The organism is Nitrosomonas sp. ANs5 (assembly GCF_050584665.1).
GTDB lineage: Bacteria > Pseudomonadota > Gammaproteobacteria > Burkholderiales > Nitrosomonadaceae > Nitrosomonas.
Genome location: NZ_JBEUDO010000036.1, coordinates 1 through 24,049, shown reverse-complemented (window position 1 = coordinate 24,049; position 24,049 = coordinate 1). Strand labels below are relative to the sequence as shown.

Here is a 24,049-nt window from a genome sequence, read left to right as displayed (position 1 = left end):
ATGGCTAGCAGCAGAGATATACGGAACAAGATCAAAAGCGTAAAAAATACGCAGAAGATCACGCGCGCGATGGAGATGGTTGCTGCATCCAAAATGCGTAAAGCTCAAGACCGTATGAAGAAGGCACGTCCATACGGTGAGAAAATCCGGAACGTGGCTGCGCATATGAGTAAGGCCAGCGTGGAGTATCGCCATCCCTTTCTGGCTAATCGCGAGACTGTCAATAGAGTCGGTGTGATCGTTGTCACGTCCGATAAAGGTCTGTGTGGGGGGTTGAATACCAATGTCCTGCGCAGGGTCTTGAACGAGGCCCGTACCTGGCAGAACGACGGCAAGCAAATTGAGGCCTGCTGTATCGGAAACAAGGGGCTCGGGTTTATGAGCCGCGCCGGAGTGAGCGTGATTTCCCAGATTACCGGTTTGGGAGATGCGCCCAATATGGAAAAACTGATTGGTGCGGTCAAGGTTGTTCTGGATGCCTATACGGAAAATCATTTAGACAGGGTATACATACTTTACAACCGCTTTGTGAATACAATGAAGCAAGAGCCCGTCATGGAACAGCTTCTGCCATTAACCGACAAGTTGATCAAGAACGATGGCGTCGAGTCCAAAGTCCTCCGCTCGCCGTGGGACTATATTTACGAACCTGAAGCCAAGCCCGTTATTGACGACATTATGGTCAGATATATCGAAGCGCTGGTCTATCAAGCGGTCGCAGAGAACATGGCATCCGAGCAATCCGCCCGGATGGTGGCGATGAAAGCTGCTTCCGACAATGCCGGTAATCTCATTGATGAGTTGACGCTTATTTATAACAAAACGCGCCAGGCAGCGATTACGAAAGAACTGTCAGAGATTGTCGGTGGCGCTGCAGCTGTTTAAATATTATTTAATTTGTATTAGGGAACAATAATGAGCCAAGGAAAGATCGTTCAGTGCATTGGTGCGGTTATCGATGTTGAATTTGCCCGGGAAGCGATACCAAAGGTTTATGATGCGCTGGTGATGGAGGGATCTGAGTTAACGTTGGAGGTCCAGCAACAACTGGGTGATGGTATCGTTAGAACGATTGCGCTTGGATCTTCCGATGGGTTGCGTCGCGGTATGATGGTTACCAATACGGAAAAACAAATATCTGTTCCAGTCGGCGCCAAAACGCTCGGCCGTATTATGGATGTTTTGGGCAGGCCCATTGATGAGATGGGTGAGATTGGTGCGGAGTCTGTTATGCCAATCCACCGTGCTGCTCCTGCGTTCGATGAGCTTGCTGCCTCTACGGAATTATTAGAGACCGGGATCAAGGTTATCGACTTGATTTGCCCTTTTGCCAAGGGCGGTAAGATCGGGCTGTTTGGCGGTGCCGGTGTCGGTAAGACCGTCAACATGATGGAGCTGATCCGTAATATTGCAATTGAGCATAGCGGCTATTCTGTATTTGCCGGTGTGGGTGAGCGCACTCGTGAAGGTAACGACTTTTATCACGAGATGAAGGACTCCAATGTATTGGACAAGGTTGCACTGGTTTATGGTCAGATGAACGAGCCCCCAGGTAATAGACTGCGTGTGGCGCTGACGGGATTGACCATGGCTGAATCTTTCCGGGACGAAGGCCGGGACGTGCTGTTCTTTGTGGACAATATCTATCGTTACACCCTGGCGGGAACCGAGGTTTCCGCATTGCTCGGTCGTATGCCGTCTGCTGTGGGTTATCAGCCTACCCTGGCAGAAGAAATGGGACGCTTGCAGGAACGCATTACCTCGTCCAAAACCGGTTCGATTACTTCCATTCAAGCCGTATATGTCCCTGCGGATGACTTGACTGACCCTTCTCCTGCCACGACGTTTGGGCACTTGGATGCAACCGTTGTATTGTCTCGTGACATTGCTTCGCTCGGTATCTATCCGGCGGTAGATCCACTGGATTCAACCTCACGACAACTCGATCCGCTGGTCGTAGGTGAAGATCACTACAATACGGCGCGCGAGGTACAGCAAACATTGCAGCGCTACAAAGAATTGCGTGACATCATCGCGATTCTGGGAATGGACGAGCTCTCGCCTGAAGACAAATTGGCTGTTAGCCGTGCACGTAAAATCCAGAGATTCCTTTCTCAGCCGTTCTTCGTCGCTGAAGTCTTTACCGGCTCGCCTGGCAAATATGTCCCATTGAAAGAAACCATTAAAAGCTTCAAGGGCATTGTGAATGGTGAGTATGACGATATTCCAGAACAGGCCTTCTATATGGTGGGTGGTATTGAGGAAGTGCTGGAAAAAGCCAAAAAGATTCAATAAGAAAGTTCTTAGAGTATAGGTGGTAATCAATGGGTACTGTTTTTCATCTGGATATAGTTAGCGCGGAAGAGTCGATTTATTCCGGACCCGCAGAGTTCATAGTCGCACCTGCGCTAATGGGGGAAGTTGGGATTTACCCGCAACATACGCCTATGCTGACGCGCATCAAGTCTGGAATGGTTCGTGTTAAGGCACCGCTAAAGGAAAACGAGGAGGTCTATGTGTCGGGTGGCATGCTTGAGGTTCAACCCGATGTCGTGACAATTCTGGCTGATACTGCTGTTCGTGGCAAAGATCTGGATGAAGCCAAGGCTTTGGAAGCAAAACAAAGAGCGGAAGAGGCCATGAAAAATAAACTTTCCGAGATCGAGTATGCGCGTGCGCAGGCAGAATTGATCGAAGCGACGGCACAACTCGCTGCTATTCAGCAACTCAGAAAGCGTGGCCATTAAGCGTTAGCACGCAATTATCCAGCAGGCAAAAAAGGGCGATGATTTCGCCCTTTTTTTTTTGCCTGCTTCATAAATTAAAGCGTATTTGTGTTGCTTCTTGATTGATATAATCTGGCGCCATGCGAGTACAATTCTCTCGAACATAGGTATCTCTCGGTTGGAGAGGTCTGAGTGTGTGGTTATTAAGCCGCATGGCGGTGGTGCCAGAGCATGGTCCTGTGGTTTGAATACCGTTGATTCGGCTTGCAGCGTCATCACCAATAGAATCAACAGGGGAATGACTGCTTGAACTGGCAGGATGGGCGCAACACGAAGAGATGACCTTTCGGTGGCTTTATTGGTGGTATGTGATGCCGGGTAAGGAAGGTTGAGGTGGAAAAAAGGATTTTTCAGCGTGAAACAACTTGATATCGTTATTCTAGCGGCTGGTGCGGGCAAGCGTATGCAATCGTCGCTGCCCAAAGTTTTGCACCCACTAGCGGGCAGACCGCTGTTATCCCATGTGCTGGATACCGCGCATACGCTTTCGCCCAATCAGGTCTGTGTGGTTTATGGGCATGGCGGTGAACGGGTTAAGCAGGTGATCGATGATTCTTCGCTGGTTTGGATTAGACAGGCACAGCAGCTAGGGACAGGGCATGCTTTAAAGCAGGCTTTGCCCAGCCTGGCAGAAACTGGCCATACGCTGGTTCTGTTTGGCGATGTGCCTTTGGTGAAAAGTGCCACACTCTGGGCATTGCTGGAAAAAGCCACGGATGATCGGCTGGTCATGCTGACAACAGAGCTGGATGATCCGTCAGGCTACGGCCGGATTGTGCGCGATCATGAGACAGGCAGCATACAATCAATCGTTGAAGAAAAAGATGCCACCCCAGCACAGAAGCATATTTGTGAAATCAATACTGGCATTATGGTGTTCCCCAATCGGCTATTGCCAGCCTGGCTAGCCAGGCTGGACAACAGCAATGCCCAGGGCGAATACTATCTTACCGACATTGTCGAGATGGCGGCAGCGGATGGGGTGGGTATTGAATCAGCCAGACCGGCCAACAGTTGGGAAACGATAGGTGTTAACAACAAGCGTCAGTTGGCTGGCTTGGAGCGAATTTATCAGCAAGAGATTGCGGATGATCTCATGGCGCAGGGTGTCATGCTGGTCGATCCAGCCCGCATCGATGTCCGTGGACAATTGATTTGTGGTCGTGACGTGGAAATAGATATCAATTGTCTATTCGAAGGCGATGTGCGGCTTGGTGACAATGTGAAGATCCAGGCGCATTGTATATTGCGCAATGTGACCATTGCCGCGGGTACAGTCATATCTCCATATAGTCTGATAGAGGACGCTTGCCTTGGGACCCATTGTCGAGTGGGTCCTTTCGCTCGTATCCGCCCGGGTACACGCCTGGATGATGCCGTGCATATCGGTAACTTTGTCGAAGTCAAAAACAGTCAGATTGCCTCTGGCAGCAAAGCCAACCACTTGAGCTATATAGGCGATACCGTGATTGGCAGGCATGTCAATATTGGTGCCGGTACGATTACCTGCAACTATGACGGAGCCAGTAAGCATCAAACGATCATTGAGGATGACGTATTCATCGGTTCCGACACGCAGCTCGTCGCGCCCATCCGGGTCGCAAGGGGTTCAACGATTGGTGCTGGATCCACTATAACGCGTGATACGCCGGAAGATCAGCTGACATTATCCCGCGCGAAGCAGTTGAGTATTGCCAATTGGAAGCGGCCAAAAAAAATCAAGCCTGAATAATCTTTCAGATTAATGAATTTAACAAGGGGTCTGCGATGTGCGGAATTGTGGGAGCAATTGCTAAGGACAATGTGGTGCCTTTTCTGCTGGAGGGGCTCTCAAGATTGGAGTACCGTGGCTATGATTCTGCCGGAATCGTAGTGGCAAATGGCAAGCTGCACCGAATGCGAACCACCGAACGGGTCGCAGAATTGGGCAAGCTTGTGCGTACCCAAAACACTGAAGGATTGACGGGTATTGCGCATACTCGCTGGGCAACCCATGGAGCGCCCTGCGAGCGTAATGCCCATCCGCATTTTTCAGGCGATGAGCGCAAGATTGCAGTTGTGCATAACGGTATTATCGAGAATCATGATATGTTGCGGCAGCGCTTGCAACAAGCTGGCTACAAGTTTCTGTCAGATACGGATACCGAGGTCATCGGCCACTTGATTTCGTATCATCTGCAAACCGCTGATGATTTGCTGGTGGCCGTGTGCGCTTGTCTCGAGGAATTACGGGGCGCGTATGCCATTGCGGTGGTTGAAGAAACACGGCCGGATCGCATCATTGTGGCCAGGAACGGCGCGCCCTTGCTGCTCGGTATCGGCGACAACGGTTTGTATGCGGCATCCGACGCCTCGGCACTGGTGCCTATCACTCGACGCATGGTTTATTTGGAAGAGGGCGATGTCGCTGAGCTGAGCAGCAGTGGATTCCGGGTGCTGAATTGCCTGAATGCGGCCCAGGGCTGTGAAGTCACGCGCCCCATACTGGAAAGTGATCTGACGCGTGAGGCTGTTGAGCTCGGGCCATATGCGCATTTCATGCAAAAGGAAATTTTTGAGCAACCGGTTGCTGTAGCCAATACCCTGGAAATGGTGCTCAATGCGCAATCCATTTCGCCACATTTATTTGGCAGCGAGGCGGAATCGATACTTGCACGAACTCGAGGGGTGCTGATACTTGCTTGCGGAACCAGCTATCATGCCGGAGTCGTCGCGAAATATTGGCTGGAGACGATAGCCGAACTGCCTTGCAATGTTGAGATTGCCAGCGAATATCGCTATCGTAAGCCGATCGCAGATCCTGATACGCTGGTCGTAGGTATTTCCCAGTCTGGAGAAACTGCCGATACCCTGGCTGCGCTGAATTATGCCAAGGCGCTCGGTCATCGTCATAGTCTCGCCATCTGCAATGTACCGGAAAGTGCCCTGATACGGCTGACCGATCTACGTTTTCTGACCCGGGCCGGCCCGGAGATTGGGGTCGCCTCGACCAAGGCGTTTACTACACAATTGGCGGTCTTGCTATTATTTACTGCGGTGCTCGCTAAAATGCGCGGCAAGTTAACGGTTGAATCCGAGCACAACATGATTGCCGCGTTACGTCACCTGCCAGTGGCGATTCAACATGCACTCCAGACCGAATCCCAGATCAAGGAATGGGCGGGTGATTTTTCCCAGAAACAACATGCCTTGTTTCTGGGGCGTGGTGTCCATTATCCGATTGCGCTGGAAGGTGCGCTCAAGCTCAAGGAAATTTCGTATATCCACGCAGAGGCATATGCAGCCGGAGAGCTCAAGCACGGTCCACTGGCTCTGGTTGACAGCAATATGCCTGTAGTCGCTATTGCACCAAATGATACTTTGCTGGAGAAACTGAAATCGAATCTCCACGAAGTCCGCGCGCGTGGTGGCGAATTATATGTGTTTGCCGACGCGGATTCGCATATCGAAGCAAGTGAAGGTGTGCATATCATAAGACTGGCCGAACACAGGGGCGTGCTGAGCCCGATACTGCATACCATTCCTCTGCAATTGCTTGCTTATCATGTCGCATTGCAAAAAGGCACCGATGTCGATAAACCCAGAAATCTGGCCAAGTCGGTGACAGTGGAGTGACTCTGCTCGCACTTGCTGCCTGATCAATCAACTGATCTGAGGCTGTTCGCGGTAGCCGGTTTTGGTGTATTCTGTGTTGACCCAAGTACATATCATACTTTATACAACAAATACAGAGTGGTAGCATTGCATACTTTCAATCAGCTCTAAAGGAAGTCAATGGCAGGTCATAGTAAATGGGCTAACATCAAGCATAAAAAGGCAGCGCAGGATGCCAAACGGGGCAAGATTTTTACGCGTCTGATCAAGGAAATTACGATAGCCGCCCGTCTGGGTGGCGGCGATCCGGGTAGTAATCCCCGCTTGAGATTGGCTATCGACAAGGCCTTCGATCAGAATATGCCGAAAGACAACGTCGAGCGTGCAATCAAACGCGGCTGTGGCGAGCTGGAGGGCGTCAACTACGAAGAAATTCGCTATGAAGGGTATGGTGTATCGGGTGCCGCAATCATGGTGGATTGCATGACCGATAATCGTACCAGAACGGTCGCAGCCGTGCGCCATGCTTTTAGCAAGCACGGCGGTAATCTCGGTACCGATGGCTCGGTTGCGTATTTATTCAAACATTGTGGCCAGCTTTTGTTCGCACCGGGAATCAACGAAACGGAATTATTGGAAGCTGCGCTGGAGGCAGGGGCAGACGATATCATCAGTCATGAGGATGGGAGCATGGAAGTGATTACAGATCCAACCGTGTTTTCAGCGGTCAAGGATAAGCTGGAGCAAGCTGGTTTTAAGGCGGAGCTGACAGAAGTCACCTGGCGACCCGAGAATGAAGTCGCGTTGGAAGGGGATGAGGCGGTTAAGATGCAAAAGCTTCTGGATGCGTTCGAGGAAATCGATGATGTGCAGGACGTATACACGACCGCAGTTATCGATGCCTGATTTTTTGCTGGTCTGGTGACGGTATTCGCATCCTTGGAATTGATCCTGGCCTGCGCGTAACAGGATTCGGCATTGTCGACAAGATTGGCAGTCAACTCGTATATGTAGGCAGCGGTTGCGTGACCACGACCGGCAATGAATTGCCCGGCCGCTTGAAGTCAATCTTGGAAGGATTGAATGAAATTATTTTGCAATACCGTCCAGAGCAAGTGGCAGTAGAACAAGTCTTTGTCAATGTCAATCCCAAATCGACGCTATTGCTTGGACAGGCGCGCGGTGCTGCAATATGCGCGGCCGTTCACAATCAGCTTTTTGTTTCTGAATACACTGCATTGCAAATCAAACAAGCGGTAGTCGGCAATGGGCATGCGCATAAGGAACAGGTGCAAGAAATGGTCATGCGGCTATTGCAACTGGCAGCGCGGCCTCGTCCGGATGCAGCCGATGCCTTGGCATGCGCAATTTGCCACGCACACATGCATGTGAATTTTTTTCCAGCTGCCCGTTACCGGATGAAGCGAGGCAGGCGATTGTGATCGGAAGAATTACAGGGCTGTTGCTCGAGAAGCGGCCACCTCTGGTATTAGTGGATGTGCAGGGGGTGGGCTACGAGATTGATGTGCCGATGAGCACTTTCTGCCAATTGCCCGAGCTTGGCGAGCGCGTCACTTTGCATACGCATCTGATTGTTCGTGAAGATGCGCATTTGCTGTTTGGCTTTATGACGGAAGCCGAGCGGGGTTTTTTTCGCCAGCTGACAAAAATTTCTGGCATTGGCGTTAGAACCGCTCTGGCAATATTGTCTGGATTGAGTGTGGCCGAGTTGCAGCAGGCGGTGGCAGCACAAGACAGCATGCGTCTGATTAAGATTCCCGGTATTGGAAAAAAAACTGCGGAACGCCTGTTACTGGAAATGCGCGACAAGATCGATCCACTGCTGGCGCATCTTCAGCCAACCACCATGACCCAGGATATCGATCAAGACATCCTCAACGCTTTATTGGCACTGGGCTATAATGATCGCGAGGCCAATTGGGCGGTCAAACAATTGCCGGAGGGGATGAGCGTACCCGACGGCATCATGCAGTCATTAAAATTCCTGTCCAAGGGGAAATAGATTCAGCCAGTTGGACGGGATCATTCCGGCGTCCCCGCGCGAGTACTGCTTTGTATGGCTAACATATTGCTGTGAAAAGAGTAAATGATCATGCGCAGGGTTACTCAATGGGTGATGATTTCCAGATTAAAAAATGAATTGTGAGCGTTGTGTGTACGCAATGGCCGAGCAGGCTGCGTTTCGGTACTTTGATAGGGAAGATTCGAGTCTCGTCATGGTGCTCGATCTTTTATTGTGTTGATCACACAATCTCGTTTACCTATGCGAGAGTTCCAAGATGATTGAATCGGACCGGATCATCAGCGCAGCCCCGTTTTCCTCTCAGGAAGAGGTGATAGAGCGTGCCTTGCGCCCGCATCAATTCGACGAGTATATCGGCCAGGAAAAAATCCGGGCACAGTTGGAAATATTTATCGAGGCCGCTAAGCGGCGGCAGGAGGCGCTGGATCATGTTTTGTTGTTTGGGCCGCCCGGTCTGGGTAAAACGACACTGGCACACATCATTGCCCGGGAAATGGGCGTGAATTTGCGCCAGACTTCTGGCCCAGTGCTGGAAAGAGCCGGAGACCTGGCTGCTTTGCTGACCAATCTTGAACCCAACGATGTGTTGTTCATCGATGAAATCCATCGGCTTTCTCCGGTTGTTGAGGAGATTCTTTATCCCGCGATGGAGGATTACCAGCTTGATATCATGATTGGTGAAGGGCCCGCTGCCAGATCGGTCAAGATCGATTTGCCACACTTCACACTTGTGGGCGCGACCACGCGTGCTGGAATGCTGACCAATCCGCTGAGGGATCGTTTTGGTATCGTTTCTCGCCTGGAATTTTATACCGCAGACGAACTTGGTAAAATTGTCGACCGGTCGGCTGGACTGTTGCAGGTCAGTATTTCTGCCGATGGGGCCAAGGAAATTGCCCGGCGATCCCGTGGCACGCCGCGGATTGCCAACCGATTGTTGCGTAGAGTGCGGGATTTCGCTGAAGTCAAGGCGGACGGCAGGATCGATCGCGAGGTGGCGGATGCTGCCTTGCATATGCTGGATGTCGATATCACCGGTCTGGATATTCTGGATAGAAAGCTTCTGTTGGCCGTATTGGAGAAATTTGGCGGTGGGCCGGTCGGTGTGGACAATCTGGCCGCGGCCATCAATGAAGAGCGTGATACGATCGAGGAGGTGCTGGAACCTTACCTCATTCAGCAAGGATTTCTGCAACGCACGCCACGCGGCCGTATTGCCACGTCAATGACCTATCACCACTTTAATCTCATCCCGCCGCATCATAACCAGACATTGAGCCTGATTGATCCGGATTGAGGTTTTGTGGTGGCCAGTCTGATGCGGAATCAAACCCAAATATGGACAATTCAATTAGTGATTTGAAAAATGGAGACTGTTTTTAACTATCCGGTACGGGTTTACTATCAGGATACCGATACCGGCGGCGTTGTATATCATGCGACTTATCTCAATTTCATGGAGCGTGCTCGTTATGAGTGGCTGCGTGAATTGGGGTTTGGCGTGGATGCGATGATTCAGTCGCACCGGACGATTTTCCTGGTCCGATCTCTCAATATCGAGTATTTCAAACCAGCCGTGCTCGATGATCTGCTGAATGTGACCGTGCGAGTCGCAGAGGTTGGCAGAAGTCGAATTGCATTGCAACAGCAAGTCATGCGTGAGCAAGGTACTTTGGTCAGTGCCACGGTTCATGTCGTATGTGTCGGAATGGATACATTTAAGCCGACAAGTCTACCGCTACCGCTTCGTCAAAAAATTGGAAAACCATCATGAGCACGGTCGTCACCCAGGATTTATCACTGTTTCACCTTGTCAGTAGCGCGAGCTTGCCCGTTCAATTGGTCATGCTGTTGTTGTTGATGGCCTCGTTGGTTTCTTGGTGGTTTATTTTCCGGAAAATGTTTGTCATCCGATATGAAGTCAAACAAACCGATGAGTTTGAAAATGTCTTCTGGAGAGGTGCGGATTTGAATGCGTTGTACCAGCGTGCCGCGGGTGCCCGCGATACGGCAAGCAGTATGGAGCGAATTTTTGAAGCGGGATTTCGCGAGTTTATCAAATATCAGCAGGGTGTGGACGTTGGCACCGTCATGGAGAGTACTCGTGGTGCCATGCGCGCAGTTTATCAGCGAGAAATGGATCGGCTGGAATCTCATCTTTCCTTTCTGGCGACAGTCGGATCGGTGAGTCCTTATGTCGGATTGTTTGGAACGGTATGGGGCATCATGAACGCCTTCAGAGAGTTGTCGAATATCAGCCAGGCTACGATTGCTCACGTTGCGCCCGGGATCGCCGAAGCCCTGATTGCGACCGCGATGGGACTATTCGCAGCGATCCCTGCCGTGGTTGCCTATAACCGTTATGCCAGCGATACCGGTCAGCTGGCAACTCGTTATGAGAGTTTTATTGAGGAAGTGTCCAATGTGCTGCAACGCCGAGTAGCTAAACCCCGTGACTTGACGAGCCATCTATGATCCAACGTCGCAGTAAGCGCCGGTTGATGAATGAAATCAATGTCGTGCCGTACATCGATGTCATGCTGGTTTTGTTGATTATTTTCATGATCACTGCCCCGCTCATGCATCCGGGCCAGGTTGAATTGCCTGAAATTGGCAAATCCTCCATTCCGCCAGTAGAACCTTTGGAGGTGATTATCGCCGCCGATGGACATCTGACGCTGCGTGACCGGGTCCGGGCCGGCGACGAGCGCAAGGTCAATCGTACTCAACTTGTGGAGGCGATCAAAGCCAAACAGGCGCAGAATGCCGAACAGCCTGTCGTGATCGCGGCGGACAAGAATGTTCGTTACGAGGAAGTGATCCAGGTGATGGATCTGCTGCAACAACAGCAGGTCAAGAAGATCGGGTTGCTGACAAAACCAAGATGAATGCTTGATAGATGATGCGCACGACAGCTTGGCGGGGTGAGGATATCATCGAACCGGGAAAATTACGGGCAGCGTTATTTTCCTGTCTGCTTCATATCGTTTTTTTGATCTTGCTGGTATTTGGATTTAACTGGAAAAGTGACGTGCCGGAAGCCATGCAGGTCGAGTTGTGGAGTGATCTGCCCCAACCGCAGCCTCAGCCTGTCAAGCCCGAGCCACTCGCGCCCAGGCCCGCGCCTGAACCTACCAAGCCCAGTCAAGCGCCGCAACCCGTTATCGCTCCCGCTCCTCCGCCTGCACACAAACCTGCGATTGCGATCAAAGAGAAAATGGAAAAGCCGATGCCGGTGAAGGAGCGTCCGAAGCAGCCTGACCCGGTCAAGAAGGAAGTTGCCAAACCGGAACCTGTCAAGGAGCCAGAGCCCAAGCCAGAAAAAGAGCCGCCTCAAAAGAATGAAGTCATGGCGCGTGAGAAGCAGCAGAAGGCTGAAGCGCTGGCGCGCGAAAAACAGCGGGAGCAGGAAGCCATGGCATTGAAAGCGGAGCAATCCAGAATCGCGGACGAGATTGCCAAATACAAAGCCATGATTCAGGCTAAGATCCGTAGCCGTATCGTCATGCCGCCTGACCTGCCAGGTAATCCTGTGGTTGAGTTTCGTGTCACATTATTGCCTGGGGGGGATGTGCTGAGTGTGTCTCTGCGCAAATCCAGCGGTTACGCGGCATTCGATGAGGCCGTGGAACGGGCGATATTCTTGGCCAAGCCATTGCCGCTGCCGCCGGATCAGCGTTTATTCAGGGCATTTCGAGATTTTAGTCTGATTGTCCATTATCGAGAATGAGCCTGGATTTACTCGGACGAGCGGGCATGGACATAATGGCGTATTCCTTTTATATCACCCTATGTTGGCTATAAAAATAGCGGTCAACTGAAAAATCCAGGATAATTTTTTAACTTAGTATTTTTTAGGCGATCTGCCATGATGATTGATTTGCGTAAATTATTTTGCTGCCTTTGTCTGTTGTTGTCGACCCATGGACCGTTGTATGCGGCACTTGACATCGAAATCTTTGGTGGTGGCGCAACCAAAATTCCGATTGCCATCATGCCGTTTGCGGCCGAGAGCAATCTACCCCAGCGCATCACGACCGTGCTGTCGGACGATCTGGAGCGTAGTGGATTGTTTAAGTTGGTCGATACCTTTGGACTGGTGCCGCATGATCTGGAACAGGTGAATTATGTCGACTGGCAGAACCGCGGTGCCAGCGCGCTCGTGATTGGCAATACTACCATGTTGCCGGACGGCCGAATTGAAGTACGCTTCCGTCTGTTGGATGTGGCCAAGCGGGTGCAGTTGGCCGGATTTGGCGGAACCGTGGGGCCTGACCAGTTGCGTGCTTTTGCGCATCGTATCGCGGACATCATCTATGAAAGCTTGACTGGTGAGCACGGGGTTTTCAGCACGCGCATTACTTTTGTCAGGAAACAGGGCAATCAGTACGCCTTGCAAGTGTCAGATTACGACGGTTTCAACGCGCGCTCGCTGATCGAGTACACCGAGCCCATTATTTCTCCTGCCTGGTCACCGGATGGCAGCAAAATAGCCTATGTTTCCTTTGAGAAGAAAAAGCCTGTTGTCTACGTGCAAACCCTGGCCACGCGTGAACGTAAGGCGGTCGCCAACTTCAAGGGCAGCAATAGCGCGCCAGCTTGGTCGCCGGATGGCAGTAAGCTGGCAGTGGTTTTGACGCTGCATGGCAGTTCCCAGATTTATCTGATAAATGCCGATGGCAGCGGTCTGCAGCGGTTGTCGCAAAGTCCTGGGATTGATACAGAACCGAGCTTTTCGCCTGACGGGCGGTGGCTGATATTCACTTCTGATCGTGGCGGCAGTCCGCAAATATACCGCATGCTGCTCTCTGGCGACCGGGCCGGCATGGCCGAACGGCTGACTTTTGAAGGCGACTACAATGTCAGTCCGCGCTATAGCCCGGATGGTAAAAGGTTTGTCTATATTCACCGCAATGCCGGCCGCTTCAATCTCGCCTTGCAGGAATTTCCAACGCGTCAAATGCAAATATTGACTGATTCCAGGTTCGATGAATCGCCCAGTTTTGCGCCCAATGGCCGCATGATTCTGTACGCAACGGAAATTAATGGACGTGGTATATTATCCATCGTTTCAAGCGATGGACAAGTCAGGCAACGCCTCTCGTCCGATAACGGGGATATCCGCGAACCGGTCTGGGGACCCTTGCTGAAACAACGGTAGTATCGGGACAAAGGCGCTCTCTGGGGAGAGATCAATTAATTTCAAAACGGTGGGAAATGAAAAAAATTTTGGGTGTAATGGTGGTCTGTCTGTTATCGGCCTGCGCAAGCCAGACGACGCAACCAACTTCAGATATTGAAGATCGCTCGCTAGGCGTTAGAGGAGGAGAAGGTGCAAGAGACGGCATGAGAACGGATGGATTCGGACTGAGTCCTCTTCAGGATCCGAACAATATACTGTCTCGTCGCAGTGTGTATTTTGATTTTGATAGCTTTTCGGTGAAAAGCGAGTATCGCGATTTGGTTCTTGCGCATGCGGCCTATCTGCGCAGCAACGCCAATGCCCAAGTCTTGCTGCAAGGCAACACAGACGATCGGGGGAGCCGTGAATACAATCTTGCCCTCGGACAAAAACGGGCGGATAGTGTTAGAAATATCATGTTGCTAGCCGGCGCGCGCGAGCAACAAATAGAAGCAGTCAGCCTAGGTGAGGAAAAACCGCGCGCACTAGGGCGCGACGAAACGTCCTGGGCCGAGAACCGGCGTACTGATATTCTTTATCAGGGAGAATATTGATGTACATGCGCGCTTTCGTTCTGTTGTTTTTGTTCGGTTGCAATGCCAGTTATGCTGGATTGTTCGGCGATTCCCAGTCGCGCGAGCAATTGCAGGCATTGCAGACGAAAGTGTCGGAGATGGAAGCGCGCATGCATCGCATGGAAGAAACCTTGATCGGCCAGTCACTCATCGAACTGCATACCCAGGCGGAAGCACTCAAAGTGGAATTGGGAAGATTACGGGGACAGATCGAGGTGCTGGAGGACGAGAATCGACTGCTGCGCAAACAACAAAAGGATTTTTATTTGGATCTGGATAGCCGCTTGCGCCAGCTGGAGCCTGATTCAACGGAGATTGTGCCATCGCCTTCCAAAGCTTCGGTGCCGCCGCCTGACCAGTCGACACCCTCGGCCGCCGCACCTGCCGTGAAAAAGGCAGCTGTTGCGCTGCAGGCACCCGATGCCATCCAGCGTGACAGTTATGACGCTGCCTATACCCGTTTCAAGAATGGCGACTATACCAGCGCGATTGCCGGTTTTGAAGATTTCCTGGAGCAGCATCCCCTGACCACGTTGGCGCCTGCTGCGGCCTACTGGATCGGAAACGCCCATTATGCATTGCGGGATTTCGAGCAATCAATCGCTGCCCAGCAACGGCTGATTGAAACTTACCCGGACAGTCCAAAAGCGCCGGATGCGCTGCTCAATATGGCGAGCAGCCAACTGGAAAGTGGTCAGAAATCTGCCGCCAGAAAAACACTGGAAAGCCTGATTGCCAGCTATCCCCATAGCGAGGCGGCACAAAAAGCCAAAAATCGCCTACCGTCTATCAAATAGCATAGACTGGCGGCAGGTCAAGGTTGCAAACGCCGCCTACGCATGATGGGCTACTGTCTCTGACTACATGCAGGGCGCATTTCATGCGCTATACAGAAACCGAAAATAATTCAAAAGCATATTTCTTTTTATACAAGCATCCAGCATGGATGCTTGTGATTTCCAATGATCCGTCCTGAATCCGCATGCTGCGCATTACCGAAATTTTTTATTCCCTTCAGGGAGAAACGAGCCGAGTAGGCTTGCCGACAGTATTCATCCGTTTGACTGGCTGTCCACTTCGTTGCCGCTATTGCGATACGAGTTATGCATTTTCTGGTGGGCAAACCATGAGTATTGCCGCAATCCTGGATGAGGTTGCAGCCTTTGCGCCGCGCTATGTGACCGTGACAGGCGGCGAGCCGCTGGCCCAGTCCAATTGCCGCGTTATGCTGACATCACTATGCGATGCTGGCTATTCTGTTTCCCTTGAAACCAGCGGCGCGCTTGATATTTCCCAGGTGGACCGGCGCGTGTCGAGAATTCTCGATATCAAGACGCCCGGTTCGGGTGAGGTTGACAAAAACCGATGGCAGAATCTCGATGATCTGACTGCGCACGATGAAGTGAAATTTGTGCTGTGCGACCAGGCCGATTATCACTGGGCTATGCAGATACTGCAAGACTTCAAACTGGATGCTAGATGCCCGGTGTTGTTCTCTCCCAGCCATCACGAACTCAAGCCGGCAGAACTCGCGAACTGGATTCTGCAAGACCGCTTGCCCGTGCGCATGCAGTTGCAGTTGCACAAGTTGTTGTGGGGCGAATGTGCCGGAAAGTAACACAATTCAAACATTTTTATGAGAAAAGCAGTGGTGCTCTTGTCTGGCGGAATAGATTCCGCTACAACGCTGGCGATCGCCCGTGCGCAAGGGTTTGCCTGTTATGCGCTGAGCATAGATTATGGTCAGCGGCATCGCTCGGAACTGGTGGCAGCCGCCAGAATAGGCGAATTTCTGCAAGCAAGCGGCCATCAATTTGTCCAGCTGGATTTGACAACTCTGGCTGCCTCGGCGCTGACCAATGCAACCATTGCCGTTCCGACGGATGGCGTCAGCGAGGGCATCCCGGTGACTTATGTGCCGGCGCGCAACACGATCATGCTGTCACTGGCGCTCGCCTGGGCGGAGGTATTGGAGAGCCGGGATATTTTTATTGGCGTCACCGCTGTGGATTATTCCGGTTACCCTGACTGTCGGCCTGACTATATCGCCGCCTATGAGAAAATGGCCAATTTGGCAACAAAGGCTGGAAGAGAAGGCGAGCCGTTTACGATACATGCGCCCCTGATTGATCTGTCCAAGCACGCCATTATCCGTTCCGGCATGAGGCTTGGCGTCGACTATGGCTTGACTGTATCCTGCTACCAGGCCGACGACGATGGACGCGCCTGCGGCCTTTGTGATGCCTGCCGCTTGCGCCGGGCAGGATTTGAAGCAGCGAATGTGCCTGATCCGACGCGTTACCGGCAGGGTTAACAGCATCATGCCGGCCGGTTAATTTTTCCGGCTACGCTGGATGCATATACCCAGCTTTTTCACGCCTTGGATGACGTCCAGTTTGGCGGCACTCACTTTTACCCAGGGAGAGTTGAATTCTGTCAGAATCATTTGGGCAATGTTTTCCGTGAGTGTTTCGAGCAAGGAGAAATGCTGATTGCTCAGCATGCTATTGATCCGTTCGGTCACTAGTGAATAATCCAGTGCATCGTCAATATGATCGGTCTGGCATGCCCGGCTGGAGGGCAGGGCAATTTCGAGGTCGAGCTCAATTGTCTGGGGAATTTTTTTTTCCCATGGGTAGATACCGATTAACGTTTGAGTTCTGAATTCTTTGAGAAAAATAATATCCATCTATGGATCCTGAGCTGGCTTGCAATGATTGGTAACAATTTGTTTGAGAGCAATTTTAGTCTATTTATAGGGGTGTTAGCATTCTGATGATTACGCTGAGTCTGATTCTGGCCGCTTATTTGCTGGGCTCGATTCCATTTGCCATGGTGGCCAGTCGCCTGTTTAAGCTGCCGGATCCGCGCAGCTACGGCTCCCATAATCCTGGCGCAACCAATGTGTTGCGCTCGGGCAGGAAAGGGGCTGCTGTCGTAACTTTGATGGGTGATGCCGGCAAGGGGTGGGTGGCGATCATTGCGGCCAACTATTTCAGCCAATTATGGGGACTGGGGAGTGAAGTGGTGGCGGGTATGGCGCTGGCGGTGTTTCTTGGGCATTTGTTTCCAATTTTTCTCGGTTTTAAAGGCGGGAAAGGGGTTGCGACATCGGCGGGCGTGCTGTTAGGACTGCATCCCGGATTGGGCGTCTTGACCATTCTGACTTGGGTGATTGTTGCGCTGATTTCGCGCATTTCATCTTTGTCCGCATTGCTGTCGGCTTTGCTGGCCCCGCTATACGCTTTCTACATATTGGGCGAGGGGTTGGTGACAGGGGCGGTCCTGATTGTATCCATCCTGCTGATAACGCGGCATCGATCGAATATCGCCAATTTAATGGCTGGCAAGGAAACGCGCATTGGCAAGGGTGGTTAATAACAGCAGGCGCGCATGCATCAATCCAGGAAAGGCGATGAAAGTCGATCCATCCGGAAAACAGAATAAAAGTCTATTTTAGGCAGATTCAAGATGCCAGCGCGCTTTGACCGTAAAGCTATCGGCTGTACGGGGCGCGCCGTTGATATGTTGCAGGCGCAGGGCGCCTGCCAGTGCAATCATTGCGCCGTTATCGGTGCAGAATTCAAGCTCAGGAAAGAAAACGGTGGCGCCCAACGCAGTCAGGCGATGGCGCAGTTTCTGGCGCAATTGTGCGTTGGCGCCCACTCCGCCGGCTACTACCAACTGTTGCAAACCGGTCATTTCCAGTGCAGAGAGCGATTTTTCGACCAGCACATCCGTTACTGCATCTTCAAAGGCCCGGGCAATGTCCGCATGGGTCTGGGGGGTTGCCTTATGCTTGCTGATCAGGAGGGCGACTGCCGTTTTTAAACCGCTGAAGCTGAAATTCAGATCCCCGCTACGTAGCATGGGCCGTGGAAGCTTGAACCGGCCCGCTTGTCCCTGAGTTGCCAGCTTGGCCAGGGATTGACCGCCGGGATAGCCGAGACCGAGCAATTTTGCTGTTTTGTCGAATGCCTCGCCTGCTGCATCATCAACGGTTTCGCCCAGCAAGCGATATTGGCCGATTCCGTCCACCTGCATCAGCTGGGTGTGTCCGCCAGAGACGAGCAGGGCGACGAAGGGAAAACCGGGCGCGGGTTTGGATAACAGCGGAGACAAAAGGTGGCCTTCAAGATGATGAATATTCAGTACCGGAATGCCGAGTGCAAAAGCCAGGGCGGTGCCAATGCTAGCACCCGTTAACAGCGCGCCGGCGAGCCCCGGTCCCTGGGTGTAGGCGATGGCGTCAATGTTTGGCAAGCAGACATTGGATTGCCTGAGAACCTGCTTGATGAGCGGGAGTGTGCGGCGGATATGGTCGCGCGAGGCCAGTTCAGGGACCACGCCGCCATATTCACTATGCATTTCAATTTGAGAATGCAGTGCATGGCTCAAAAGTCCTTGCTCAGTGTGATATAGGGCAACACCCGTTTCGTCACATGAAGTTTCAATGCCCAGTACGATCATAGTTCAGATTTTCCAGAAAGGAGGCGTTGTCGTGAAACATGCTTTTAGAAAAAGCTGATTGGTGCTATATTAGCAAGCTTTTGTGGACCCAGTCTAAAATGCTGGCCTGGTGATTGACTAACTAAAGGAGACCGAAAGGAAGCAATATTTTATGACAACAGTAAAAATCAAGGAAAATGAACCATTTGAAGTCGCAATGCGGCGTTTTAAACGTTCCATTGAAAAAACAGGATTACTGACTGAATTGCGCGCCAGAGAATTTTACGAGAAACCCACAGCGGTCCGTAAACGTAAGCATGCTGCTGCCGTGAAACGTACCTACAAGCGTTTGCGTAGCCAGATGTTACCCCCCAAATTATATTGATTTCGTTTACTTTTCACAAAGTAAACCTTGATCTTTTCGCAAGCCATGAATTTAAAGCAAACAATCGCTGAGGATATGAAAGCGGCTATGCGTGCAGGCGATGCCAGGCGTCGTGATGCGCTTCGTCTATTGCAGGCCGCCCTGAAACAGCGAGAGGTCGATGAGCGGATAGAGCTGGATGATGCTGCGGTGATCAGTGTGATCGAAAAAATGCTCAAGCAACGCAAAGATTCGATTGCCCAATACGAAGCGGCGCAACGCCAGGATTTGGCAGAGATCGAGAAATTTGAAATGGATGTGCTCAAGGTCTACATGCCGGAAGCGTTGAATGATGCCGAGCTCGATGTGATCGTGAACGAAGCAATCGCCTCGGTTGAAGGCATGGCACCGCAAAAAATGGGGCAGGTTATGGCCTTGCTCAAAACCAAGCTGGCCGGGCGGGCGGATATGGCGAAAGTCTCTGCACTGGTCAAATCAAAAATTGCAGGCTAGCTTGAGCGTTTTTTGATACCTGTTTTTTTCGAGCGGCGGCATGCGACAGGTCAAGCCATGCTCATGGTGTTGCTAGCATGCTTCGGTGAGATTTCATTTTTCCAATAAATGATTGAACAATCGTTTATTCAGGATCTGCTCGCTCGCATCGATATCGTCGATGTGGTCGCGCGTCATTTGCCACTCAAAAAAGCAGGCGCCAATTTTACGGCGTGTTGTCCCTTTCATAATGAAAAAACACCCTCTTTCACAGTAAGTCCCTCCAAGCAGTTTTATCATTGTTTTGGCTGCGGCCGGCATGGGAATGCCATCAATTTCTTGATGGAGCATGGCGGCATGAGCTTTGTCGAGGCGGTTGAGAGTATTGCAGCCCATGCGGGTGTGCAAATTCCAGCAAATACTGAGTCATTCGGCGTTGCTGCCGTGCCAGCCAGTGCTGACAAAGCCGGCGCAACTGCCAGCAACGCACCCATTTCGTCAACGCTCCATGAGCGGATGGAAGTTGCAGCCAAATATTATCGCGAGCAGCTCAAGCAATCTGAGTTGGCCATCGATTATCTTAGACAGCGCGGCGTATCGGGTCAAACTGCCTTGCGTTTCAGTATCGGTTACGCACCGCCGGGCTGGCAAAACCTGTCTGCCGTTTTTGCAGATTATCCAGTGCATGACACCGAGCATGCCCTGGTGAAAGCGGGGTTGGTTGTCGGCCACGAGGGAAAAAAAAGCTATGATCGCTTCCGTAACCGGATCATGTTCCCCATTAAGGGCCAAAAGGGGAAAATTGTGGGTTTCGGCGGGCGAGTGCTGGATGGCAGTGAGCCGAAGTATCTCAATTCTCCGGAGACACCTCTATTTACCAAGGGGCGTGAACTTTATAATCTGGTATCTGCCGGTGCAGCAATCAGGCAGTCGGGGCGGGTTGTCGTGGTGGAAGGGTATATGGATGTCGTGATGTTGGTGCAGCACGGCATCGAGAATGTGGTGGCTACATTGGGCACGGCGACCACATCTGTGCATGTCCAGAAGCTGATGCGCTACACCGACGAAATAGTCTTTTGTTTCGACGGGGACGAGGCCGGTAAAAAGGCGGCCTGGCGAGCACTGGAAAACAGCCTGGCGCAGCTCAAGGACGGAAAGGATATCAAGTTTCTGTTTTTGCCTGAAAAGGAAGATCCTGATAGCTATGTTCGCGCACATGGTAGATCGGCGTTCGAAGCGCAGATTGAGAGAGCGTTGCCATTGTCGCTGTTTTTGTGCAACGAATTATCCCGGCGGGTGGATTTGGGCACCAGCGAGGGCCGTGCCAGATTGGTTCAGCAGGCAGGGCCGTTGCTGTCACAGATTACCGCTCCCGTGTTTGCTTTTATGCTGATGAAGCGTTTGTCGGAGCTTGCCGGGATAGAGCCGAGTCAGCTGGCCGTATTTCTAAAATTTAAGCATAAAAACCTATTGCCCGCCGCGCCGCCTCGTCGCCCAGCTGTCTCGCGGCCATTGTCGGTCACTCCCTGTCGCCGGCTGATCCAAATACTGTTGCATGACGTGGCTTATGTCAAAAAAATTGACAGCGATTTGTTGGCGGCGAGAGGTGAGGGCAATGATGAAATGGCGTTATTGGCTGCGCTGATTGAGTTCTTGCAGGCTTCTCTAGTGCCTGTTGATGAGCTGACCCCGGCGATGCTTTCGGCGCATTTTGATCAAACCCCTTATCGGACATTGCTGGATCAGATCGTGAGCGATACCCCCATACAGGAAGCTGATTGGGATATCGAGGCAGAATTCATGGGGGGGGTTGCGAGGCTGCGGGAGGGGCAGCGCAAATCGAGAATGACCGAGTTGCATAGCAAACCGCTTCATCTGCTAACGCCAGAAGAAAGAAAGGAATTACAGCGATTGTCCGTTTCCTGACCAGATCTTTTGGTGGTAGAATAGAAAGGCGTTTGGTTGTGCAGATTCATGTGCGTCAAAATTATTGATGGCGGGAGATAAATGTGTTGCGCCCGGATTTGTCACGTCAATCCAGAGAGTCAAGGGGTGTGCGCGGCGGATGGCGATAATTTTGGTATAATACAAGGTTATCGGTTTGACTTGTCCTCTTACTTGATAGGTGCCCGGTATGGTGAAAGCGAAAGTGACAGAGCAAGCGGATAAAAACACTGTAGGAGCTTCTGCAAGAAAGAAAAAAACACGAAACGGCAATTCGCGCAAAACCAATCTTGGAAATGGAACTAATGCTGCGGAGGGCGGTACTAATGCTCGCATGGCGCAGTTGCAGCTTGGGGCTGCTGGCAATGAATCCATCAGAACTGTCACGCTAGATCATGGTCATACGGTTCTTGTGAAACAAGATAGACCGTTTCTTCATGGAGAAGAAGTGGATAAACCGGAATTGGTTAAAAAGGTCTCTCAAAATATCAAAGTGAACAAAAAACCTAAAAGCAAACTATCAGATAAACAAGTCAATGATTTGACAGAGGGCGCTTTGTCAGCAGCGCAGGGTGATGACTTGGAAATACGCAGAATGCGTCTGAAAAAGTTGATCACGCAAGGCAAGGAGCGCGGTTACCTGACTTATGCCGAGATCAACGATCATTTGCCCGATGATATGCTGGAAGCAGATCAGATTGAAAGCATCATCAGCATGATCAACGATATGGGTATTTCGGTCCACGACGAGGCGCCCGATGCCGAGGCCCTGCTCATGTCTGATGCCACCACCGCTGTCACAGATGAGGATATTGTCGAAGAGGCCGAGGCGGCGCTTTCCAGTGTGGATTCCGAGTTCGGGCGTACGACTGATCCCGTACGGATGTATATGCGCGAGATGGGCTCTGTGGAATTGTTGACCCGGGAAAGTGAAATCGAGATTGCCAAGCGCATTGAAGACGGCTTGCGGCATATGATTCAGGCGATTTCTGCCTGTCCGACCATTATAGAAAATATACTCCAGCTGGCCGCTGATGTGGAAAATGACCGGCTGCGTGTGGATGAATTGGTGGATGGTTTTCTGGATGACGATACATCGGAAATCCTGGGCAAAGACGTGTCCGAGTCTGAAGAATCGCTGGATCAGGATTTTGATTCCGACGATTCCGATGACGAACAGATCTCCACCGCTAGCGCCGACATGGCCAAGATGAAAAGCGACGTGCTCGAACGTTTCGCGGTGATTCGTCAGGCTTATGACGAAATGCAGAAAATTATCACCAAAAAAGAAGACGGGCGTCAGGACAAGAAATACAAGGCACTGCAGGAAAAGATTTCCACCGAGCTCATGGCGATGCGTTTCTCTGCCAAGATGGTTGAGAAACTATGCGATACCCAGCGGGGAATCGTCAATGATATCCGCGGTTGCGAACGCAAAATTGCCGAATTGTGTGTAAGCCGTGCGGGGATGCCGCGCAATCATTTCATCAAGACATTTCCTGGCAATGAAACCAATATAGATTGGATCGGGGCGGAAATAGAAGCAGGAAAAAACTATAGCCAGTCCCTGGAGCATTTCCGGCCTGCGGTGATGGAGCAGCAGCAAAAAATGCTTACTCTCCAGGAGCAGGCAGGTATTCCGATCAAGGAATTGAAGGAAATCAACCGTCGTATGACGACCGGCGAGGCCAAAGCGCGCCGGGCCAAACGTGAAATGACGGAAGCCAACTTACGGTTGGTGATTTCGATCGCCAAGAAATACACCAATCGCGGATTGCAGTTCCTGGATCTCATCCAGGAAGGCAATATTGGCTTGATGAAGGCAGTCGATAAATTCGAGTATCGGAGAGGATATAAATTTTCTACCTATGCAACTTGGTGGATCCGTCAGGCTATTACGCGCTCGATTGCCGATCAGGCCCGGACGATCCGTATTCCCGTGCATATGATCGAAACGATTAACAAAATGAATCGTATTTCCCGTCAGATCCTGCAGGAAACCGGGCAAGAGCCCGAGCCAGCAATCCTGGCGGAAAAAATGGAAATGCCGGAAGAAAAAATTAGAAAAATTCTCAAGATTTCAAAAGAGCCTATTTCTATGGAAACCCCGATTGGTGATGATGAGGATTCTCATCTGGGGGATTTCATCGAAGATGTCTCTACTATGGAACCCGGCGATGCGGCAGTTTATGCTGGCTTGCGAACTGTTACCAAAGATATTCTGGATTCACTTACTCCCAGAGAGGCCAAAGTTCTGCGTATGCGCTTTGGTATTGAGATGAATACTGACCATACCCTGGAAGAGGTTGGGAGGCAGTTCGACGTAACGCGTGAACGGATTCGCCAGATTGAAGCTAAAGCCCTGCGTAAACTGAGGCACCCTGCTCGATCCGATCGCTTGCGTAGTTTCTTGGATAGCGGGAATTCATGATTTTTCAAGTTATTGTAGAATCTGAAGGTAAGTAAAAACTTATAGATTGATCGGGTCTGTAGCTCAGTTGGTTAGAGCAGGGGACTCATAATCCCTTGGTCGTAGGTTCAAGTCCTACCAGACCCACCAAATAAACAAGAGGTTAGAGAATTTCTCTAGCCTCTTTTTTCTTGTGCGCCCAGCATGGA

26 protein-coding genes and 1 tRNA gene are annotated in these 24,049 nt (G+C 51.3%); 24 read left to right on the top strand and 3 right to left on the bottom strand.

What is annotated here, in order from left to right:
* The 18 genes from atpG (at position 1) to queC (ending at position 16,495) form a co-directional block, all read left to right on the top strand.
* Entirely contained in the window at positions 1-885 is an 885-nt protein-coding gene (atpG, locus tag ABTW62_RS09600) for a F0F1 ATP synthase subunit gamma (protein WP_430904355.1), read from the top strand.
* 30 nt (positions 886-915) lie between these two features.
* Positions 916-2,295 carry a F0F1 ATP synthase subunit beta gene (atpD, locus tag ABTW62_RS09595; protein ID WP_430904354.1) on the top strand — a complete coding sequence of 460 codons (1,380 nt, stop codon included), beginning with the start codon at positions 916-918 and terminating at the stop codon, positions 2,293-2,295.
* A 29-nt stretch (positions 2,296-2,324) separates the two neighbouring features.
* Positions 2,325-2,747 (top strand): F0F1 ATP synthase subunit epsilon, encoded by a 423-nt coding sequence (locus tag ABTW62_RS09590; protein WP_430904353.1) that lies wholly within the window; start codon positions 2,325-2,327, stop codon positions 2,745-2,747.
* A gap of 394 nt (positions 2,748-3,141) precedes the next feature.
* Entirely contained in the window at positions 3,142-4,518 is a 1,377-nt protein-coding gene (gene glmU, locus ABTW62_RS09585; protein ID WP_430904352.1) for a bifunctional UDP-N-acetylglucosamine diphosphorylase/glucosamine-1-phosphate N-acetyltransferase GlmU, read from the top strand.
* A 35-nt stretch (positions 4,519-4,553) separates the two neighbouring features.
* On the top strand, positions 4,554-6,401 hold the full coding sequence (gene glmS, locus ABTW62_RS09580) for a glutamine--fructose-6-phosphate transaminase (isomerizing) (protein WP_430904351.1): 1,848 nt from the start codon (positions 4,554-4,556) through the stop codon (positions 6,399-6,401).
* A gap of 159 nt (positions 6,402-6,560) precedes the next feature.
* Positions 6,561-7,286, top strand: coding sequence for a YebC/PmpR family DNA-binding transcriptional regulator (locus ABTW62_RS09575; protein WP_430904350.1), 726 nt, complete (start codon positions 6,561-6,563; stop codon positions 7,284-7,286).
* A gap of 23 nt (positions 7,287-7,309) precedes the next feature.
* Positions 7,310-7,822 carry a crossover junction endodeoxyribonuclease RuvC gene (gene ruvC, locus ABTW62_RS09570; protein WP_430904368.1) on the top strand — a complete coding sequence of 171 codons (513 nt, stop codon included), beginning with the start codon at positions 7,310-7,312 and terminating at the stop codon, positions 7,820-7,822.
* Complete coding sequence (gene ruvA, locus ABTW62_RS09565; protein ID WP_430904349.1) at positions 7,819-8,403, top strand: Holliday junction branch migration protein RuvA; 585 nt, start codon at positions 7,819-7,821, stop codon at positions 8,401-8,403. Before ruvC ends, ruvA begins: the two co-directional genes overlap by 4 nt.
* Before the next feature lie 277 nt (positions 8,404-8,680).
* Positions 8,681-9,721, top strand: coding sequence for a Holliday junction branch migration DNA helicase RuvB (ruvB, locus tag ABTW62_RS09560; protein WP_430904348.1), 1,041 nt, complete (start codon positions 8,681-8,683; stop codon positions 9,719-9,721).
* A gap of 69 nt (positions 9,722-9,790) precedes the next feature.
* A complete protein-coding gene (gene ybgC / locus ABTW62_RS09555) occupies positions 9,791-10,198 on the top strand; it encodes a tol-pal system-associated acyl-CoA thioesterase (RefSeq protein WP_430904347.1) in 408 nt (135 codons plus the stop codon).
* On the top strand, positions 10,195-10,899 hold the full coding sequence (gene tolQ / locus ABTW62_RS09550; RefSeq protein ID WP_430904346.1) for a protein TolQ: 705 nt from the start codon (positions 10,195-10,197) through the stop codon (positions 10,897-10,899). The genes ybgC and tolQ overlap by 4 nt, the downstream gene beginning before the upstream one ends.
* A complete protein-coding gene (tolR, locus tag ABTW62_RS09545; RefSeq protein WP_430904345.1) occupies positions 10,896-11,312 on the top strand; it encodes a protein TolR in 417 nt (138 codons plus the stop codon). The genes tolQ and tolR overlap by 4 nt, the downstream gene beginning before the upstream one ends.
* 11 nt (positions 11,313-11,323) lie before the next feature.
* Positions 11,324-12,154 carry a cell envelope integrity protein TolA gene (tolA, locus tag ABTW62_RS09540; protein WP_430904344.1) on the top strand — a complete coding sequence of 277 codons (831 nt, stop codon included), beginning with the start codon at positions 11,324-11,326 and terminating at the stop codon, positions 12,152-12,154.
* 141 nt (positions 12,155-12,295) lie between these two features.
* Positions 12,296-13,585, top strand: coding sequence for a Tol-Pal system beta propeller repeat protein TolB (gene tolB, locus ABTW62_RS09535; RefSeq protein WP_430904367.1), 1,290 nt, complete (start codon positions 12,296-12,298; stop codon positions 13,583-13,585).
* A gap of 56 nt (positions 13,586-13,641) precedes the next feature.
* Complete coding sequence (gene pal / locus ABTW62_RS09530) at positions 13,642-14,160, top strand: peptidoglycan-associated lipoprotein Pal (protein ID WP_430904343.1); 519 nt, start codon at positions 13,642-13,644, stop codon at positions 14,158-14,160.
* Between the two features lie 5 nt (positions 14,161-14,165).
* Positions 14,166-14,978, top strand: coding sequence for a tol-pal system protein YbgF (ybgF, locus tag ABTW62_RS09525; RefSeq protein WP_430904342.1), 813 nt, complete (start codon positions 14,166-14,168; stop codon positions 14,976-14,978).
* A 185-nt stretch (positions 14,979-15,163) separates the two neighbouring features.
* Positions 15,164-15,799 carry a 7-carboxy-7-deazaguanine synthase QueE gene (gene queE / locus ABTW62_RS09520; RefSeq protein WP_430904341.1) on the top strand — a complete coding sequence of 212 codons (636 nt, stop codon included), beginning with the start codon at positions 15,164-15,166 and terminating at the stop codon, positions 15,797-15,799.
* 18 nt (positions 15,800-15,817) lie between these two features.
* Positions 15,818-16,495 (top strand): 7-cyano-7-deazaguanine synthase QueC, encoded by a 678-nt coding sequence (gene queC, locus ABTW62_RS09515; RefSeq protein WP_430904340.1) that lies wholly within the window; start codon positions 15,818-15,820, stop codon positions 16,493-16,495.
* Positions 16,496-16,513: 18 nt separating this feature from the next.
* Here the strand turns inward: queC and ABTW62_RS09510 are convergent, their stop codons facing one another.
* Positions 16,514-16,870, bottom strand: coding sequence for a dihydroneopterin aldolase (locus ABTW62_RS09510; RefSeq protein WP_090414030.1), 357 nt, complete (start codon positions 16,868-16,870; stop codon positions 16,514-16,516).
* Positions 16,871-16,956: 86 nt separating this feature from the next.
* On the opposite strand from ABTW62_RS09510, the gene plsY reads away from it, so the two are divergent.
* Entirely contained in the window at positions 16,957-17,559 is a 603-nt protein-coding gene (plsY, locus tag ABTW62_RS09505; protein WP_430904339.1) for a glycerol-3-phosphate 1-O-acyltransferase PlsY, read from the top strand.
* Positions 17,560-17,637: 78 nt separating this feature from the next.
* Here plsY and tsaD read toward each other — a convergent pair whose 3' ends face one another.
* Complete coding sequence (gene tsaD, locus ABTW62_RS09500; RefSeq protein WP_430904338.1) at positions 17,638-18,651, bottom strand: tRNA (adenosine(37)-N6)-threonylcarbamoyltransferase complex transferase subunit TsaD; 1,014 nt, start codon at positions 18,649-18,651, stop codon at positions 17,638-17,640.
* 151 nt (positions 18,652-18,802) lie between these two features.
* Between tsaD and rpsU the strand changes: the two genes are divergently transcribed.
* The 3 genes from rpsU to dnaG all read left to right on the top strand — a co-directional run bounded on the left by rpsU (position 18,803) and on the right by dnaG (position 21,412).
* Positions 18,803-19,015 (top strand): 30S ribosomal protein S21, encoded by a 213-nt coding sequence (gene rpsU, locus ABTW62_RS09495; RefSeq protein WP_090414034.1) that lies wholly within the window; start codon positions 18,803-18,805, stop codon positions 19,013-19,015.
* 45 nt (positions 19,016-19,060) lie between these two features.
* Complete coding sequence (locus ABTW62_RS09490; RefSeq protein WP_430904337.1) at positions 19,061-19,507, top strand: GatB/YqeY domain-containing protein; 447 nt, start codon at positions 19,061-19,063, stop codon at positions 19,505-19,507.
* 108 nt (positions 19,508-19,615) lie between these two features.
* Positions 19,616-21,412 (top strand): DNA primase, encoded by a 1,797-nt coding sequence (gene dnaG / locus ABTW62_RS09485; RefSeq protein WP_430904336.1) that lies wholly within the window; start codon positions 19,616-19,618, stop codon positions 21,410-21,412.
* Here the strand turns inward: dnaG and ABTW62_RS09480 are convergent.
* Positions 21,389-21,805: a hypothetical protein gene (locus ABTW62_RS09480; RefSeq protein WP_430904335.1), complete on the bottom strand. Its 417-nt coding sequence runs from the start codon at positions 21,803-21,805 to the stop codon at positions 21,389-21,391. The two genes, dnaG and ABTW62_RS09480, sit on opposite strands and share 24 nt — an antisense overlap.
* Positions 21,806-22,025: 220 nt before the next feature.
* Between ABTW62_RS09480 and rpoD the strand changes: the two genes are divergently transcribed.
* Both rpoD and ABTW62_RS09470 read left to right on the top strand, forming a co-directional pair.
* Positions 22,026-23,861, top strand: a complete 1,836-nt coding sequence (gene rpoD / locus ABTW62_RS09475) for an RNA polymerase sigma factor RpoD (RefSeq protein WP_430904366.1) — start codon at positions 22,026-22,028, stop codon at positions 23,859-23,861.
* Between the two features lie 52 nt (positions 23,862-23,913).
* Positions 23,914-23,990, top strand: a tRNA-Ile gene (locus ABTW62_RS09470).
* Positions 23,991-24,049: the final 59 nt, after the last annotated feature.

Coding starts and splice junctions, on each gene's coding strand:
- queC (WP_430904340.1), top strand. CDS start 15,818: ATGAGAAAAGCAGTGGTGCTCTTGTCTGGCGGAATAGATTCCGCTACA.
- tolA (WP_430904344.1), top strand. CDS start 11,324: ATGATGCGCACGACAGCTTGGCGGGGTGAGGATATCATCGAACCGGGA.
- ABTW62_RS09490 (WP_430904337.1), top strand. CDS start 19,061: ATGAATTTAAAGCAAACAATCGCTGAGGATATGAAAGCGGCTATGCGT.
- ruvB (WP_430904348.1), top strand. CDS start 8,681: ATGATTGAATCGGACCGGATCATCAGCGCAGCCCCGTTTTCCTCTCAG.
- tsaD (WP_430904338.1), bottom strand. CDS start 18,651: ATGATCGTACTGGGCATTGAAACTTCATGTGACGAAACGGGTGTTGCC.
- atpG (WP_430904355.1), top strand. CDS start 1: ATGGCTAGCAGCAGAGATATACGGAACAAGATCAAAAGCGTAAAAAAT.
- queE (WP_430904341.1), top strand. CDS start 15,164: ATGCTGCGCATTACCGAAATTTTTTATTCCCTTCAGGGAGAAACGAGC.
- dnaG (WP_430904336.1), top strand. CDS start 19,616: ATGATTGAACAATCGTTTATTCAGGATCTGCTCGCTCGCATCGATATC.
- tolB (WP_430904367.1), top strand. CDS start 12,296: ATGATTGATTTGCGTAAATTATTTTGCTGCCTTTGTCTGTTGTTGTCG.
- ybgC (WP_430904347.1), top strand. CDS start 9,791: ATGGAGACTGTTTTTAACTATCCGGTACGGGTTTACTATCAGGATACC.
- rpsU (WP_090414034.1), top strand. CDS start 18,803: ATGACAACAGTAAAAATCAAGGAAAATGAACCATTTGAAGTCGCAATG.
- tolQ (WP_430904346.1), top strand. CDS start 10,195: ATGAGCACGGTCGTCACCCAGGATTTATCACTGTTTCACCTTGTCAGT.
- ABTW62_RS09510 (WP_090414030.1), bottom strand. CDS start 16,870: ATGGATATTATTTTTCTCAAAGAATTCAGAACTCAAACGTTAATCGGT.
- atpD (WP_430904354.1), top strand. CDS start 916: ATGAGCCAAGGAAAGATCGTTCAGTGCATTGGTGCGGTTATCGATGTT.
- glmS (WP_430904351.1), top strand. CDS start 4,554: ATGTGCGGAATTGTGGGAGCAATTGCTAAGGACAATGTGGTGCCTTTT.
- ABTW62_RS09575 (WP_430904350.1), top strand. CDS start 6,561: ATGGCAGGTCATAGTAAATGGGCTAACATCAAGCATAAAAAGGCAGCG.
- pal (WP_430904343.1), top strand. CDS start 13,642: ATGAAAAAAATTTTGGGTGTAATGGTGGTCTGTCTGTTATCGGCCTGC.
- ABTW62_RS09480 (WP_430904335.1), bottom strand. CDS start 21,805: ATGGATTCATTGCCAGCAGCCCCAAGCTGCAACTGCGCCATGCGAGCA.
- plsY (WP_430904339.1), top strand. CDS start 16,957: ATGATTACGCTGAGTCTGATTCTGGCCGCTTATTTGCTGGGCTCGATT.
- rpoD (WP_430904366.1), top strand. CDS start 22,026: ATGCGTCTGAAAAAGTTGATCACGCAAGGCAAGGAGCGCGGTTACCTG.
- ABTW62_RS09590 (WP_430904353.1), top strand. CDS start 2,325: ATGGGTACTGTTTTTCATCTGGATATAGTTAGCGCGGAAGAGTCGATT.
- tolR (WP_430904345.1), top strand. CDS start 10,896: ATGATCCAACGTCGCAGTAAGCGCCGGTTGATGAATGAAATCAATGTC.
- ybgF (WP_430904342.1), top strand. CDS start 14,166: ATGCGCGCTTTCGTTCTGTTGTTTTTGTTCGGTTGCAATGCCAGTTAT.